The sequence below is a fragment of the Vibrio sp. McD22-P3 genome (assembly GCF_021568915.1).
Lineage (GTDB): Bacteria > Pseudomonadota > Gammaproteobacteria > Enterobacterales > Vibrionaceae > Vibrio > Vibrio mediterranei.
Genome location: NZ_JAKGTN010000011.1, coordinates 116,118 through 131,649, shown reverse-complemented (window position 1 = coordinate 131,649; position 15,532 = coordinate 116,118). Strand labels below are relative to the sequence as shown.

Sequence of the window (15,532 nt, the reverse complement as noted above, 5' to 3'; positions counted from 1 at the left end):
TTAGAACGGTGCCTTGATGTTGAGCTGAGAGCAAAAATCAGCAATATCAACGTCTACTGAGTTCATCTTCGTTTCTAGCTTTGCAAGGTCAGATGCTACTGCATCCAGATCAACAGGCTCTTCTTCTTCAAAGGTATCCACGTAGCGAGGGATGTTGAGGTTGTAATCATTCTCCGCAATCTCGGATAGCTCAGCGACATGAGCAAATTTCTCGACAGACTCACGCTTACTGTAGGCTTCTACAATGCGATCGACATCTTCATTGCGCATAAAGTTTTGCGCTTTGCCTTTTTCGAAGTGGTTAGAGGCATCGATAAACAGCACGTTGTCATCGTTCTTGCGGTTCTTATTGAATACCAAGATACAAGTTGGAATGCTTGTACCAAAGAAGATACCCGCAGGTAAGCCAATCACGGCATCTAGGTAGTTCTTTTTCTCGATAAGATGTTTACGGATGTGACCTTCTGCCGCACCACGGAATAGGATACCGTGAGGAACAACCACCGCTAGTGTGCCCGTTTCATTCAATTGGTGGATCATGTGAAGCACAAAAGCGAAATCAGCTTTCGATTTAGGGGCAAGCTTGCCGTAATCGGCGAAGCGCTCACTGTTTAGGTGCAGTTCGTTAGCACTCCAGTTGGCAGAAAACGGAGGGTTCGCTACTACCGCATCAAAACGTTGCTCTAGGTGCATTGGGTGCTCTAGGGTGTCATCGTTTTTGATATCAAACTTATCGTAACGTACGCCGTGCATCAGCATATTCATACGAGCTAGGTTATAAGTGCTTGGGTTTTGCTCCTGACCACAAAACTCTAGGCTATGGCTACCGACTTCACGAGCGACACGCAGTAGCAATGATCCTGAACCACAAGTAGGGTCATATACCGATTTCACATTACCATCTAGACTAACAAGCTTAGCGAGAATCTTACTAACCTGTTGCGGGGTATAGAACTCACCCGCCTTTTTACCCGCACCAGAGGCAAACTGACCGATAAGGTATTCGTAGGCATCACCCAGCAAATCAATCTCGGTATTTTCTAGGTGAAAATCGATGTTATCTAGGTGAACCAAAACCTGACTGATTAGCTTATTACGTGCGTCTGGGTTTTTACCTAATTTGCTTGAGTTAAGATCTAACTCTTCAAACAAACCATTGAAGTCATCAGCAGAGTCCGCCGCTGTGGTGGATTGTTCAATATCAGCAAGAGTGCGATCAAGCTCATCGATAATAAACTCTTGCTTCTTGCCACGCCCCGCTAGGCTAGAGAAAAGCTGCTTAGGCGCAATAAAGTAGCCAAGGTTCTCGACACACTCTTCACGAAGGTCATTGAGCAGCTCTTTATCATCAACAGCTCCAACAAAGGTAATGCCATCTTCGGCAAGTAGCTCATCACAGTAGCGGTTTAGCTTGTCTGATAGATACTTGTAGAAGATAAGCCCCAGAATGTAGTCACGAAAGTCGTCTGCTGACATATTGCCACGTAGTGTATTGGCGATGTTCCAGAGCTGTTTTTGAAGTTCTTGTTGGTGTTCACGAACCATTGAAAACCTTACTAATAAATACACAGAAAAAGAGTTGCGCGTATTGTACCAGAAGATTCCAAAATGTGGTTTAACGTATTAATTTGACATAACTAAAATTTTACCTAGCTAGCCTTATTCCAGTGCCTTTTAACTGTAGCGATACCTAGGTTTAACGCTGACGCAACTTTTGACTGAGACAAACCTTCGGCCTTTTTGTCTTGTACCATTCTAGTTGTCAGATGAGCAGCAGGGCGACCTAGCTTTTTTCCTTCAGCTTTTGCTCGCTCAATTCCTTCTTTGGTTCGCTCCCTGATACGATTTCTCTCAAACTCAGCAAAAGCAGAGAACATTTGTAGCATTAGCTTTCCTTCAGCACTTGAAAGATCTGCTACTGGTAAATCTAAACAAACCACCTTAATCCCTTTTTCCGTTAAAAGGTTAATTGTGTTTTGTACGTCAATATTATCTCTACCCAAACGATCTAGCTTTAACACCACCAGCGTGTCCCCTTCTTCCATTTGATGAGTTACTAGCGTTTTAAATCTTTCACGCTTCATAGCCTCTATCGAGCCAGAGACAGTTTCACTAATGATTCTCGAATCAGTAACTTCATATCCTTTCTGTCGAATAGCTATTATTTGGTTTTCGGTAGTTTGTTCGGTTGTCGACACACGACAGTAAGCAAATACGCGCATTACTTTTCCCAGCCTCAAGATGGTATCAATTATAGGGGAATCATAAAGTAATGGTATCATTAAGTAAACACGATATTTTTATGATACCAATACTCCGTTGAGCTGACTGGTATCAACATACGAATATTTGTTGATACCAGTCTCTCCAGTTTGCAGAAATAAAGGATTATTGGTTAGACATCATTTTTTGAAACGCCATAAATTGCTCAAACTGCTCCTTCATGTCCGACGGTGTATCTGTGCTCGATTTCGCTAACTTCTTTAGCAACTCTGCTTGTCGATAGTCAGCAACCTCACCATAGCTATAGAAAGTGGTTAAAACCCCCTCATGCCCTAGGTTTTGACTCCACGCTTTAAACTCTTCAGCGTTACTACACAATTTTTCACCTAGTCTCACTAGTGTGTTGCGAAAACTATGCGGGTTGTAATACGGTAGCTCAGCAGCTTTGAATGCCTGTTTAAATATTCGACGAATAGGACCAGCTGTTGTCCAGTGTTCATTTGTTAACCCCATCGTCTCAAACTTGTGACTAGGGCTATTTTTTACCTTTGTTTTAGGAAACAAGGGATCATCAGCCCCAAATGATAGTTCATGTTCCAAATAGCTAACCCATTCCGTCAAAATTTGCAGAGGAAGCTCACCTACTGGAAAAAAGTAGGTTGTAAATGTTTTACTGAACTTCGTTTTCACCTCTCTCGCATCCTGATATAAGCTTTGCTCTGCAATACAGATATGCTTTAGCTTTAACGAAGCTAGCGCTCTATCTCGTGCCCCAGTCAGAAGTGTACAAGCTACAAGAGCTCGATCTCTCTTTTCAATGTGAGTCATACACGGCATAGCAGTAAGAACCTGAGTAATCTGCTCAACGGTTGGCACTGGCTTTTTCCTGCGGGCATTGGCGATGCGAGCATCCTTTTCAGATAAATTGAAATACTCCGTATCACTGTATGTTAATCGAGAACGATAGCCGCTCCGTAGTGCTAACCACTGAAAGAACGCCTTTAGGTGTCTCAACGTCGTATGTATCGTAGCCTTGCTCAAAGGCTTATCAGTCACTGCGTTTTTTTGCTCCGTTAAGTACTTCTTAAACCCAACCGCTTGCTGGCGATGAAACTGCTTAAAATCTTTGTATTTGGTGTACTCCTCAAAGCGGTTTATCGCCTTCGTTATACCGTCTACAGAGGAATCACTCTGACGTTTCGCTTCTTTCAAAAATTCACAGTAGCAGCGAATTGCTCGAACATTGTTTGAGTTATTTTTCTTCATATTATTGAGTTCTCATAGTTAGGTACAATTTAGGAGAGGACTAACTCTCATACTTATGTGTTTTTGTGCTATCGGTACTTTCCACCAGCAACTCATTGCGAACGGAGTCCAATCGCCTCCAACTAAAGAATTTATTCACCTTCGAACCACACTTGACGCATGTTCCAAATACTCTCCCTATACCACTAGGTAACTGCACAAACTTCACTGAATCAGGGCTAGGCAATCGTGGTGCTCTGCACCTCAAACAATACAACTCAGAACCATTACATTGACGTCTGTTTCCCTGACGGTTCTGACGAATAAATAGCCTTAAGTCGGTACCCAATATCAGTAGTGGACGTAGCTCGTTGTATACTGGCAAACCGCTTTTGACCCAGTTTCTCACCGTTCTTTTATGAACATTGAACAACTCGGCGACCTCCTCCACCGTATAGCTACGGTGGATCTTGGCTAAATTTGGATTCAATCGTTTCTTCACTCACTAGCACCCTAAATTCTTACTTTTTGAAATGCACTCTTGCACCCACTGTTCAATGTCCTCTTCCACCCATCCTACGGCACGTTCACCTAATGAAATGGAGCAAGGAAACTCGCCTTTTGACATGCGTAAGTAGATAGTGCTGCGTGATAAACCAGTCTTTCGGATAACAACTGGTAAACGAATAATCTTATTAGACATAAAAAAACCTCGTGGTTGTTTATAAGACAGCCAAGAGGTTATTGGATTTGTAGGTAGGAGAATCCTAATTAGGAAAAGGAAAATCCTAATTAGGTTTTTACATCCGCTTTCTTTCCATTGCTTCAGCAACTTGACTGGTGATCTTTCTAATCGTGTCGTCGGACATGGAAAGACCTCGAATTTCCATCATTGCTTGTATAGATGTACTGATACCACGCCTGGAAAGGTCTATACCCGCCTCTTCAGCAAACACGCCCATTAAAGCAAGGTAAGAGTTTCTCTCTCTCGGATGCATAGGACTCTCGTCATGATCTGTTTCCGAGTCAACTTCTGATGACTGGAAGAAACGGGTTAGCTCACTTGTCCGAATAACGAACTGATAGCTGATATCTTCCAGCGTTAGGCAATCGTGAGGTTGTGTATCCGTAGTGTTTACCTCAGTTTCATGAGAAAGAGCAAATGCTAGGCTAATGGCCGAAAAATCGTCAAGCTCACGATCGCTTAAAACATCTAGTGCATAACTGTTGTTTTCTACGTCTTTGAGAGTAAGTCCTCTAGACGCAAGAAGACTTTCCATCTTTGTTTGCAAAGCGGCTTTGTTGTGGTCATTTATCAGAAGCGGTATATGTGATTTAACCTTGAATACCTGTTGACCACGCTTTAAAAAGAAATCGTTGGGTACGGAGAGCTTTGGTTCTTCACTATTAATTTCATTATTGTACAGAACCTGAACCTTATGACGTTCCAAGCCAATCATTGCCAGATCCCAAACTCCATCGATCGCTAAAATTTCTTTATCAAAAATAAGCCACTTGTCTTTCTCGATACTCAGCTCATCGTCTAGACAAATCGAATATGGGCTGTCTAAACGGCCACCTGTTAGCAGGTTTTCATCCACTTGATACTGATTTGATTCGTTGTCAGGTTTTTCTATGCACCGCCCCCCAACAACAAACGCTTGGTTGTTGAGAAGAACAGACAATGTTAGCTTTCCGTTCAGCACGAGATCATAGATATCAGCAACCGTCACTGGCTCTTCCATAAACTTAGAAATGTATCTGGTCGCATCTTCGATAGTCAGGTGTTTCTTTAGCTTTAATAACTTACTCATCTATTCCGTCTTTCCTTATGTCCACCAGCATATATTACAAGACGAAACGTAACGCAATGAACACTATAGGACTACGTTTTTCATAGAAAGCGTGATTAGTTGAGTAGTAAGTAATCGAAAACTAGGTTTCCATTGTTAAGCCCAGTTCATAACAAGTTTTTTCAGTGTTGATTGTTGCTCTGCTAATTACAGCGCACTAAATAAAGTGTTAAGATCATCACAATAGAGATATTGTTGTTTGCTGGCTTGGCAGAACAATGGACTCAAAGTCCGATTAGGTACCAATTAAAATTTATGTACCCCACACTGTACCCCAAACAACGCAAACAAAGACTTTAATCCAAGGTATTCAAATGGTTAACAATACAATTCAATGGTTTCCAGGCCACATGCACAAGGCTCGCAAAGAAATCGAAGAAGTCATCCCACAAATAGATGTCATTATTGAAGTGCTTGACGCACGTATTCCATTTAGTAGTGAAAACCCTATGATTTCTCAACTCCGGGGCGACAAACCTGTCGTCAAGGTGTTGAACAAACGTGATTTGGCGGATCCAGAAAAGACGGAACTTTGGATCGAGCACCTAGAGAAAGAGCAAGGTGTTAAGGCAATGGCCATCACCACATCTAATTCTCAAGAAGTGCATAAAATTCTTGAACTTTGTCGAAAACTCGCGCCACACCGTGAAGAGATTGGTAAAAACATTCGCACGATGATCATGGGAATCCCAAATGTTGGTAAGTCTACTATCATCAACACCCTTGCCGGCAGAACCATCGCAGTGACAGGCAACCAACCTGCCGTTACTCGTCGTCAACAACGAATTAACTTGCAAAACGGTATCGTGCTTTCTGATACTCCGGGGATTTTATGGCCAAAAGTCGAAAACCCCCATAGTGGTTTTAGATTGGCGGCTACTGGCGCAGTAAAAGATACCGCTATTGAATACGATGAAGTGGCGTTCTACACCGTGGAATATATGGCGGCTCAGTATCCAGAACGTCTGAAAGAACGTTATCAGATCGACGAAGAACTTCCTGAATCTGATTTGGAACTTATGGAGCTAATTGGTCGTAAACGCGGTGCTTTACAATCTGGTGGTCGTGTTAACCTTCACAAAGCTTCCGAGATTCTACTTCACGAATTGCGAAACGGTACTTTAGGTCAAGTCACTCTTGAATTACCTGAAATGATTACTGAAGAGCTCGTTCAAGTGGAAATCGAAGCTACACGTAAAGCGGAAGAGAAAGCTAAACGCAAAGAAGAACGCCGTAAACGTTACCTAAAGAACAAGCGTTAATTCCTCACCTTTTGCTATTAGGAAGAACGAATGTTACTCGTTCTTCCTAGAAAACAGTCATTTATAAGCCACAGTAGTTTCTGCTAGAATAACGGTTTTATCAGATACAGCATTCTATTGTGAGCATTCTTGGTCAACTTCGCCTTCAATGGGCCAATAAAACGTTTAACTACAGTGTGTTAATGCTCATAGCGCTATTAGGCGTTGTGATTCCAGCTTGGTACTTCGAGCAACACACATGGGTTACACCATTAATTCTCGGCGTCATCGCCGCTGCGCTCGCCGAAACTGACGACAATTTCTTCGGGCGCATTAAAGCCATCACCCTTACCCTCATTTGCTTTGCCATTGCCGCATTTTCTATAGAGATTCTATTTAACATACCTTGGTTGTTCGCGATTGGGCTTTTTTGTTCAACGTTCCTGTTTATTATTCTCGGAGCCATCGGCCCTCGTTACTCTAGTATCGCATTCGGCTCATTGTTACTCGCCATCTATACTATGCTCGGAGCGCATGAAAGCACGAACATTTGGTTCCAGCCTTTGTTACTACTAGGTGGTGCGAGTTGGTATTACTTAGTTTCTATTATTTGGAATAGTTTCTGGCCAATGCAACCTGTCCAGCAAAGTCTCTCTAATGTGTTTAATGAATTGAGTTTGTATCTAGATGCTAAAAGAAACTTATTCCACCCTACGTTAAACCTGATTCCACAACCGCATCGCTTAAAAGAAGCTAGCCTTAATGCATGTACCGTCTTCGCGCTCAATGCTTGCAAATCGACGTTATTGAACCGCTCTCGACGTGGTCACGTCGATGGACCAAGTGATCGCTTTTTACAGGTTTACTTTATCGCGCAAGACATTCATGAGCGCGTAAGCTCAAGTCACTATCGCTATCAAGAGTTGGCGACCCAATTTTCGCATTCTGATGTCCTGTTTCGTTTCAAGCATGTATTGGAAATGCAGGCTAAAGCCTGTAAAGAGATCGCCTTTGCACTTAAGTTGGGGAAAAAATACTCTCACAGCAACGACTCGATTAAAGCGTTAGTCGAATTACAAGATTCAATTGAGTATCTGGAGCAACAAAATAATCCTGAATGGTCGCCTTTATTAGTTCAGCTAAATTATCTGTTTAATAACTTGGCTACTGTAGAAAAGCTACTTAGTAACGTCAGTAATCCGGATAGTAACGTTTTAGAAGACGGGATACTGGACGACACCAACCCACATACGTTCACAGCGATGTGGAATCGAATCAAAGCAAGTATGTCGAAAGAGTCGATACTGTTTCGACATGCCGTTCGCCTATCAATAGCGCTGACTATTGGCTATGGCATTATTCAAGGCTTCAATCTCGATCGAGGCTATTGGATCTTGCTGACGACACTCTTTGTGTGCCAGCCAAACTACAGCGCAACACGTCAAAAGCTCTCAGCGCGAATTGCAGGTACACTTGTTGGGTTATTTGTCGGCGTCCCTTTACTTACTCTGTTCCCTTCTCCTGAGAGCCAACTGTTCCTGATTGTCCTGTCTGGCGTGATGTTCTTTGCATTTAGAATCAACAATTACGGATACGCTACCGGCTTTATCACAGTTCTTGTGCTGCTTTGTTTTCATCAGCTTGGTGAAGGTTACGCCGTGGTATTGCCACGTCTGATGGATACACTTATTGGCTGTGCTCTAGCAGTAAGTGCCGTCTACTTTATTCTCCCGGATTGGGAGTCGAAACGTATGCACAAGATTATGGCGAATTCGCTGAGGACAAATCGAAGATATCTAATGCAGATTATCGGTCAATATCGTCTGGGTAAAAAAGATGACCTGAATTATCGTATCGCCAGACGCGATGCTCATAATGCCGATGCTAATCTTTCGACTGCGATTTCAAATATGTTGGCGGAACCAGGACGTTATCAAGTGGACACCGATAAGAGCTTTCGCTTCTTAACGCTAAGTCATGCGCTTCTCAGTTATGTATCGGCTTTGGGCGCGCATAGGCAACGACTCGAAGACGAGTCAATCCACCTTCTCGTCTTGGAGGCACATAGGACCATAAACCATCATATCGAATTACTAGAAAATCAACTTGAAGGTATGGGGAATGAAAATAACGTAACTACCGTTGATCAGTTTGATATACACCGACGATTAATAGAATGGCGTGATGAAGATGATCGTTCGGCTCGTATGGTCCTGCAACAATTACACTTAATTTATCGAATGTTGCCCGAATTCCACGCGTTAACTGACGCCCTGACACAACCACATAATGAGGGCACCAAACAGGTTTAGACCTCGCTGTCCCCCCGCCATTCAGGTTGCTTCTATTTATTGTAAGTGAAAGCAACCTGACTATTCTTACAGTTCAATTAACTGTTCCTTACAATACTCGGACAAATTCTCATCAGTTCAACGATAGATTAAGCATCAGCACCATATTACGATGTGAAGATGAACGGAACTCAGACTGCTTTACTCAACAATTTAAATAAAGGTCATAGAATGTCGACGCAACAGTTTGAACAGTTAAGAGAACAACTCAAATTGCTATCTCCTCAGCAATTAAAAGCGTTACAAGGTGAAATTTCCAACCAACTTTCCCCAAGTGCTGCGAGTCTACTTAGTGACGAAGAAGTCAGCGCTCTGACACAACTATTCCAGTAAATACCAACCGTTGTATTGTTTCAAAGTATTGCATTTTCTCTCAGTAACCCATTGGATTCACGTGGCAAAGTAATAAGATGTCACATAACCGCACTGGAACTCCTTGTATCTGAGTGTTAGGTGGGTAGAATCCCCTTCCAAACTGTTTTACTAAGATCCGCATGCCAAAAGTTAACCTTCATAAACGTGATTACCTCACTAGTATTGATAAAGATCTCACTTTGACTGAGTTCGATGCTAAGTTATCGCCTAAGCAACACACACCTTCTCGAAAAGTGAATCGTAGCCCTTATCTAACTGCTCGTAATGTTGACTACCGCTGGGGAATTCTTGATAACTCGGAAGCCAAGTCACAATTACTCGATGCTCATACCGAATCCCAAATGGATAGCTATGCCAAAAATATCGAGTTTTTCATAGGCACTCTAAAAATGCCTGTTGGTACAGCAGGTCCTCTACGGGTCAATGGGTTATTTGCACAGGGCGACTATCAAGTCCCGTTGGCAACAACAGAAGCCGCTCTTGTCGCTTCTTACAACCGAGGTGCTAATCTTATTACTGCTTGCGGCGGTGCTAGCGCTATGTTGCTTAATGAGGGCGTAACGCGTACCCCTGGTTTCGCCTTCAAGTCGTTAATTGAAGCCGGAAAGTTTGTGGCTTGGTTAGTAACACAGTTTGACCACTTTAAACAATTAGCTGAATCTACAACATCACACGGAAAGTTAAGCGATATCAACGTCAATATTGAAGGTAATCATGTTTATCTGGTATTCGAGTATTTGACAGGAGACGCTTCAGGTCAAAACATGGTGACCATAGCAACCAACGTTGTATTTGATTACATCATGATGCATACCCCTATCGAGCCTGATTATGCGTTTCTCGACGGTAACTTATCCGGTGATAAAAAAGCCAACTCTCAAACCCTACGTAGCGTTAGAGGCAAGAAAGTCACCGCTGAAGTTCTTATTCCAGCAAGCCTAGTCGAAAAATACCTTCACACTACCCCAAAAAAAATGGCGCAGTTTGGTCAGATGACCACGGTTGGCGGAGCGCTCAGTGGTACTATCGGGGTCAACGCACATTACGCCAATGCGTTAGCAGCACTCTATATCGCTTGTGGGCAAGATGCCGCATGCGTTGCAGAGTCTGCTATTGGCATGACGCGTATGGAAGTGACTGATGCGGGCGAGTTGTATGCTAGCGTAACCTTACCAAACCTAATGGTTGGTACGGTTGGGGGCGGCACAGGCTTACCAAGTCAAAAAGCCTGCTTAGATTTACTAGGTTTGCATGGAACCGGTAGCTCCCAAGCCTTGGCGGAAGTTGCAGCAAGCCTTTGTTTGGCTGGTGAGCTGTCGATTGTTGGTGCATTTTGTGCTGGCCACTTCTCCAATGCCCATCACAAGCTCGCTCGTTAGTCCATACCGACGACTAAAAACAGGGAAGCGAATTGCGCTTCCCTGCCTTAATTACTTCTCTACCGTCTGGTTTGCTCCTAGGTGATAATGATATTGTTTGAAGTGTCGTAATGCTTCGTAAAGAGATTTCTCTTTAATCGGTTTCACAATGACAAAATCTGCGCCAGCAGCAAAGAAGGCTTGTCGGGTTGAATCTAAATTGTCTGCGGTACAAGCGTAGATAGGAACTTTTTGATTAATCGTATTCCGAATTCGTTTAGTCACTTCAATACCTGATACGGAAGGTAATTGGTTGTCCATTAAGATCAACTCAAACGACATCGTACTCAGAATCTCTAGCGCTTCCTGCCCGTCTTTAGCCCAAATCACATTCATACCGTACTTTTCACAGAAGGCTTTGGCAATAAAGGCGTTGGTATGGTTGTCTTCTACCAGCAGCACATTTACTACTTCAGAAAACAAATTGAAATCGATAACCGTTTCTTCAACACTTTGTTCAGCTTGCCCGATTGCTGTTTCTACGGGTAACCTAACTTCGAATCGAGTCCCGCGACCTACCTCACTACTTACATTGATTTGACCATCAAAAATAGTTACTAAGTTTTTAACAATCGCTAACCCAAGACCACTACCACCATACTCACGTGTCAACGTTGCTTCCGACTGAACAAATGGGTCAAAAACCTGTTGAATTTGATTACTAAGGATACCAATACCGGTGTCTTCGACATGAATAGTTAACCAATTGGTTTTACTCGAATCTGTGGTTTTAAGCGCAAAACTTACCTTAACGTGCCCTTTGTGGGTGAACTTTATCGCGTTACTAACTAGATTGAACAAAATCTGATTGAGGCGAACCTGATCTGTATTTAAGGCTGTATTTTCATTTAAACCATTTTGGATAACGAGCTCAATATTCTTATGATCGCAAAGAGGCTTATATATACCCTCAATCGCAGTAATCACTTCTTTGAACTTGAAGTTATGTTTTTCAAGCTTAAAGCTACCATTCTCAATTTTGGAGAAATCTAAAATATCGTTCAACACTGCCAGTAGGTGTTCACCACTGTTACAAAGCACTTCAATTTGTTCTTGATATTTACCATCATCACCTCCTTGCTTAAGGAGCTGTGAAATACCTAAGATTCCATTTAATGGTGTACGAATTTCATGACTCATTTTCGCTAAAAAGTCAGTTCTAGCTTTAGCTGACCATTCGGCTTCTTTGCGAGCTTTAATACTTTGCTTTTCTGCCTCGACCAATTTAGTAATGTCTTGGCCCTGTGATAGCACCAACGTACTGTCATCCCTAGTCTGAATCGCGGATAAACTCCACCTAAAAACTTTTTCCCCAATAGGGACATCAATACCTGTTAACGTCGCTCCCATACTCGCCTTCATAACAAGTGGCGTCATCTCGTTTACAAATAGAACAAAGCTCTCGCTGTTTGACTGATTTAATTCTTCAAACAGCTCTAATGATTTTTTCGCTGCCGGGTTAATTTGGAGAATAGTGGCTTTCTCAGTCCAGACAATGATTGGGGAAAGAGAAAAATTGAATAGATCTTGGAACAGTTTTTCTTGCTCTGACAAGCGTTCAAAAGTATTGCTTAACGTGTTACCAATATGATTGAACTCATGGATACTTGAACCAGCAAACCTCTGAACCCGCTCTTTATTTACAGCGACTTTGGTGTAAACCATCAGCTCAGACAACTCTTGAGTTACTTTTCTATTTAGCCAGCGCCTAGTTAAAAAAGATATGGTGGTTATAACGACAAGCGAAAGAAAAATCCAAAATAAATAGCTATTACGTAGTGCCAGAACACTAGGGTTTCGCTGTACTGAAAAGATAGTCAAGACATCTTGTTTCGTCCCGACAGTTAAGTTTGTTTCAGTGATCAATAAACGATTTAAATCTGTTTCTCCGCTATAAATCAAATCAGAAATTGATTTAATCGTATAGTTGTCATCAGGTGAAATGGTCGACGCAATAAATTTATTACCAAAACGCAGAATAACATCATCACTATTGCTGCCACGCAACAAGCTAGCTAACAAACCTGCATTGTCATCTAGAACAACGCCAACAAATAGGAACCCAAGGACTTCCCCCGACTCGCTTTGGATAATTGGCGTACGTCGAATCAAAGTGTGCTTAAGTCCTAACTGAGAGTCAGTAACCAGTGCATTCCAATTACTGTGGATGTCTACTTTGTGAAACAGCTCATTTAAACTAGAAGACTCCAAACCATAGAAAAGAGCATTGCCGTCATCCCAAATCACATCACTTAAATGACTGATAAATCGAAAGTCTGGAGAATGGATTGGCTCAAGGTTGTCTTCTCGGAGAAAAAAATAGTCTAACGAGCGAGAATCATGATTGTTGAAAAAACTCTCAACCGTATCACTTTTGGCATTACTGTCTTGCAAAATTTGTAACGAAGCGAGGCGATATTCGAAGAAGTTATGTATTAAACTACTCGTTTGGCGCGAGGTTCGTTGCACTTCTTCTTGCACGATATCTCGGCTTAAATGCCAACTTTGAATCAACACCCCTACAGTAAAGATCGTCACTACCCATACAACCGTACGAGTAATAAGCGTCGCGAGTGTTTTATGTTTATTGAAGTTCGTTAGTGGCATCAGCTTTTATCAGAATATCTAAATGCTTTCTTTTTCAATTCATCGATCCTTGATTGAGAATCTTTACTGGTAACTAGTTCAAAATCACCGGAATAAACCGTTGGTACGGGCTTTCCTTCAAGGTCCCACTTAATAGCTTCCGCCATTGCAACACCAGTGTCGTCATTCATTCTCATAACGGTTACATCAAGCTTATTATTAGCGATTGCATCAAGTTCAGCAGACCCTCCTCCCCAACCATTAATAACGATATCATTGCGTTTAAGCTGCTCTAGAGCATCAACTGCGCCTAAAGCTACATCCGTTGAGCAAGCATAAATAAAGCTAATGTCTGGGTTCTGTTGCAAGCTACTCAATGCCGCCTTGTAGCCACTCTCTTTGTTCGCTTTTGTGTAATAGGATGAAGCGAGTTGATAGTTACCCGAGTCTTCCATGTCTTGGATAAATGTACCGCCACGTGCATCGCTAACGTAACCTTCTGAAAAATACAAGACAGAATAGGAATGGTTATTTTCAAAGCGCTGTTTAAAGTAATCTGAGAGTAGATGACTGCCAATCACGTGGTCAAAACCAACATAAAGAAACGGAGGGTTTTCATCCCATGCTCTCACTGGAGTCGTGATATTCTGCAAAATGAGCTTGGTGTCAGTTGAATGAATTACGTGTTCAATGAACTTACGATGACGTGTCGTATCTAGTGTAAAAATCAAATAACCGGACTTGTTTTTTACCGCTTCCATCAGCGAAACACTTTGCTGTCGCAAATCAATATTAGGTCGAGTAAAAACTTGGTTTAGCTCGTAGTTAATACCAAGTTCTTCCATACGTGTCTCGAAGGCTTTGATGTTCCTAACCCAATAATCAGACACCTGTTGACCGGGGTAAACCACCGATATTGTCACTGGTTTATTCTGCTCGACAGAGAGTGGTGTTGGCTGTCGCCTAACAACCTCGGAAAGTTCATTGGTAAGCTGTTCTTGAACAGGATGGGCACGGAGATATTCTTGGTAATCCCAATAGCCCGGCAATATTTCACTCGCTGCCGACTGAGTGGCGAATGGAATGATTATGGAAGCTAGCAAAGTTGAATAGATTCTGTTCATGTGTTGCTTATCATTATTCTGTTATAGAACAAGTGTATACAACATCTATGTGTTCAGCCAGTCATCTTGCTACAGTTATTTTCGCTCGAAACGGACAGCCTGCTTTACTAGATGTTCTTTCTGCACTTTCCTGAGCTTCTTGATCGCTATTTCTGTTTTTAGAGCTTCACTTTTGTTTATTTCGGATTGACTCCACACAAGTTGTAAAGGCCCTTTACCACGCAACGCTTTGGCTCCTTTACCTTCTTGGTGTTGTTTAAAGCGCCGCTGTAAATCATTAGTAATACCGCAATACAATGCCGATTGAGAGGTTCTAACAAGGTAAACAAACCAAGATGGCTCTTCGTTTTCAACTTCCATGACTTAATTTCAAAATACACCAAAAAACAAGGGTAGCGATGATTGCTACCCTTTCTCGCATTACATAAGTGAATTGACCAGCGCTTTGAGCTCACTAAGCTCAGACTTTAAAGATTCAACTTCTTGCTCTAGAGCTTCAATACGCTCGGTCGTCGGAGTGGAGACGGAAATAGGACCAGCAGATTGCTGTGCAAACTCCTCAATGTCGATTTCGCCACTAAATAGGTGCATGTATCGAGACTCACGTTTACCCGCCTCTCTTGGGAGTTTAACGACAAGAGCGCCGCCTTCACGACTGCTCATCGCATCTAAAACAGCTTCTACCTCTTTAACATCCGTGAACTCACATAGACGGTTAGTTCTGGTACGTAATTCACCTGGAGTTTGAGCGCCTCTCAACAGCAAGCAACATACAATACCTTTTTCCTGAGCGCTCAGTTTTAAGTCACCAAATTCCGTGTTGCAGAACCTATGTTGAAATTTCGATACACGGCTATTAAAGCCACTTTCATCACTCACTAAACGGCGAGAAATCAATGCTTGAGCTGCATCTTGAACTTCGGCTTCTGACAAAGATAACACTGGGTCACGATTGCTTTTTTGATTACATGCTGTTGTTAAACTATTCAACGTAAGGGGATAGTGATCGGGCGTTGTCACTTCTTTTTCGATAAGGCATCCGATAACACGAGCCTCGACCAAGGAAAGTTCTATATTCATTGTTATATCCTTTTATTCGCTTTAAACCTTACAGAA

At 42.3% G+C, this 15,532-nt stretch carries 14 protein-coding genes; 4 read left to right on the top strand and 10 right to left on the bottom strand.

Going from position 1 to position 15,532, the window contains the following annotated elements; all coding sequences use genetic code 11:
* The 6 genes from L2W36_RS14555 to L2W36_RS14530 form a co-directional block, all read right to left on the bottom strand.
* The gene (locus L2W36_RS14555) at positions 1-1,545 is read right to left on the bottom strand and encodes a type I restriction-modification system subunit M (RefSeq protein ID WP_236110390.1); all 1,545 of its coding nucleotides are present in this window, start codon (positions 1,543-1,545) and stop codon (positions 1-3) included.
* A 104-nt stretch (positions 1,546-1,649) separates the two neighbouring features.
* On the bottom strand, positions 1,650-2,222 hold the full coding sequence (locus L2W36_RS14550; protein WP_236110389.1) for a recombinase family protein: 573 nt from the start codon (positions 2,220-2,222) through the stop codon (positions 1,650-1,652).
* 166 nt (positions 2,223-2,388) lie between these two features.
* Complete coding sequence (locus tag L2W36_RS14545; RefSeq protein ID WP_236110388.1) at positions 2,389-3,489, bottom strand: tyrosine-type recombinase/integrase; 1,101 nt, start codon at positions 3,487-3,489, stop codon at positions 2,389-2,391.
* Between the two features lie 40 nt (positions 3,490-3,529).
* Complete coding sequence (locus L2W36_RS14540; protein WP_329605676.1) at positions 3,530-3,919, bottom strand: helix-turn-helix domain-containing protein; 390 nt, start codon at positions 3,917-3,919, stop codon at positions 3,530-3,532.
* A gap of 54 nt (positions 3,920-3,973) precedes the next feature.
* A complete protein-coding gene (locus L2W36_RS14535; RefSeq protein ID WP_236110387.1) occupies positions 3,974-4,171 on the bottom strand; it encodes a helix-turn-helix transcriptional regulator in 198 nt (65 codons plus the stop codon).
* Positions 4,172-4,268: 97 nt separating this feature from the next.
* Entirely contained in the window at positions 4,269-5,282 is a 1,014-nt protein-coding gene (locus L2W36_RS14530) for a hypothetical protein (RefSeq protein ID WP_236110386.1), read from the bottom strand.
* A 353-nt stretch (positions 5,283-5,635) separates the two neighbouring features.
* Between L2W36_RS14530 and ylqF the strand changes: the two genes are divergently transcribed.
* The 4 genes from ylqF (at position 5,636) to L2W36_RS14510 (ending at position 10,667) form a co-directional block, all read left to right on the top strand.
* Positions 5,636-6,583 (top strand): ribosome biogenesis GTPase YlqF, encoded by a 948-nt coding sequence (gene ylqF, locus L2W36_RS14525; RefSeq protein WP_236110385.1) that lies wholly within the window; start codon positions 5,636-5,638, stop codon positions 6,581-6,583.
* A 119-nt stretch (positions 6,584-6,702) separates the two neighbouring features.
* Entirely contained in the window at positions 6,703-8,874 is a 2,172-nt protein-coding gene (gene yccS, locus L2W36_RS14520) for a YccS family putative transporter (protein ID WP_124942064.1), read from the top strand.
* 210 nt (positions 8,875-9,084) lie between these two features.
* Positions 9,085-9,246, top strand: a complete 162-nt coding sequence (locus L2W36_RS14515) for a hypothetical protein (RefSeq protein ID WP_006072794.1) — start codon at positions 9,085-9,087, stop codon at positions 9,244-9,246.
* 161 nt (positions 9,247-9,407) lie between these two features.
* Positions 9,408-10,667 carry a hydroxymethylglutaryl-CoA reductase gene (locus tag L2W36_RS14510; protein ID WP_236110384.1) on the top strand — a complete coding sequence of 420 codons (1,260 nt, stop codon included), beginning with the start codon at positions 9,408-9,410 and terminating at the stop codon, positions 10,665-10,667.
* 51 nt (positions 10,668-10,718) lie between these two features.
* On the opposite strand, the gene luxQ is transcribed toward L2W36_RS14510, so the two are convergent.
* The 4 genes from luxQ to L2W36_RS14490 form a co-directional block, all read right to left on the bottom strand.
* Positions 10,719-13,313, bottom strand: coding sequence for a quorum-sensing autoinducer 2 sensor kinase/phosphatase LuxQ (luxQ, locus tag L2W36_RS14505; protein WP_236110383.1), 2,595 nt, complete (start codon positions 13,311-13,313; stop codon positions 10,719-10,721).
* On the bottom strand, positions 13,313-14,416 hold the full coding sequence (locus L2W36_RS14500; protein WP_006072798.1) for an autoinducer 2-binding periplasmic protein LuxP: 1,104 nt from the start codon (positions 14,414-14,416) through the stop codon (positions 13,313-13,315). Before L2W36_RS14500 ends, luxQ begins: the two co-directional genes overlap by 1 nt.
* A gap of 75 nt (positions 14,417-14,491) precedes the next feature.
* Positions 14,492-14,776 (bottom strand): GIY-YIG nuclease family protein, encoded by a 285-nt coding sequence (locus L2W36_RS14495; RefSeq protein WP_236110382.1) that lies wholly within the window; start codon positions 14,774-14,776, stop codon positions 14,492-14,494.
* A gap of 60 nt (positions 14,777-14,836) precedes the next feature.
* Positions 14,837-15,496, bottom strand: coding sequence for a YceH family protein (locus L2W36_RS14490; protein WP_198558902.1), 660 nt, complete (start codon positions 15,494-15,496; stop codon positions 14,837-14,839).
* Positions 15,497-15,532 lie beyond the last annotated feature (36 nt).

Bases quoted from the DNA above. Each gene is read 5' to 3' on its own strand.
- L2W36_RS14555 (WP_236110390.1), bottom strand. From the start codon at position 1,545: ATGGTTCGTGAACACCAACAAGAACTTCAAAAACAGCTCTGGAACATC.
- L2W36_RS14550 (WP_236110389.1), bottom strand. From the start codon at position 2,222: ATGCGCGTATTTGCTTACTGTCGTGTGTCGACAACCGAACAAACTACC.
- L2W36_RS14545 (WP_236110388.1), bottom strand. From the start codon at position 3,489: ATGAAGAAAAATAACTCAAACAATGTTCGAGCAATTCGCTGCTACTGT.
- L2W36_RS14535 (WP_236110387.1), bottom strand. From the start codon at position 4,171: ATGTCTAATAAGATTATTCGTTTACCAGTTGTTATCCGAAAGACTGGT.
- L2W36_RS14530 (WP_236110386.1), bottom strand. From the start codon at position 5,282: ATGAGTAAGTTATTAAAGCTAAAGAAACACCTGACTATCGAAGATGCG.
- ylqF (WP_236110385.1), top strand. From the start codon at position 5,636: ATGGTTAACAATACAATTCAATGGTTTCCAGGCCACATGCACAAGGCT.
- L2W36_RS14515 (WP_006072794.1), top strand. From the start codon at position 9,085: ATGTCGACGCAACAGTTTGAACAGTTAAGAGAACAACTCAAATTGCTA.
- L2W36_RS14510 (WP_236110384.1), top strand. From the start codon at position 9,408: ATGCCAAAAGTTAACCTTCATAAACGTGATTACCTCACTAGTATTGAT.
- luxQ (WP_236110383.1), bottom strand. From the start codon at position 13,313: ATGCCACTAACGAACTTCAATAAACATAAAACACTCGCGACGCTTATT.
- L2W36_RS14500 (WP_006072798.1), bottom strand. From the start codon at position 14,416: ATGAACAGAATCTATTCAACTTTGCTAGCTTCCATAATCATTCCATTC.
- L2W36_RS14495 (WP_236110382.1), bottom strand. From the start codon at position 14,776: ATGGAAGTTGAAAACGAAGAGCCATCTTGGTTTGTTTACCTTGTTAGA.
- L2W36_RS14490 (WP_198558902.1), bottom strand. From the start codon at position 15,496: ATGAATATAGAACTTTCCTTGGTCGAGGCTCGTGTTATCGGATGCCTT.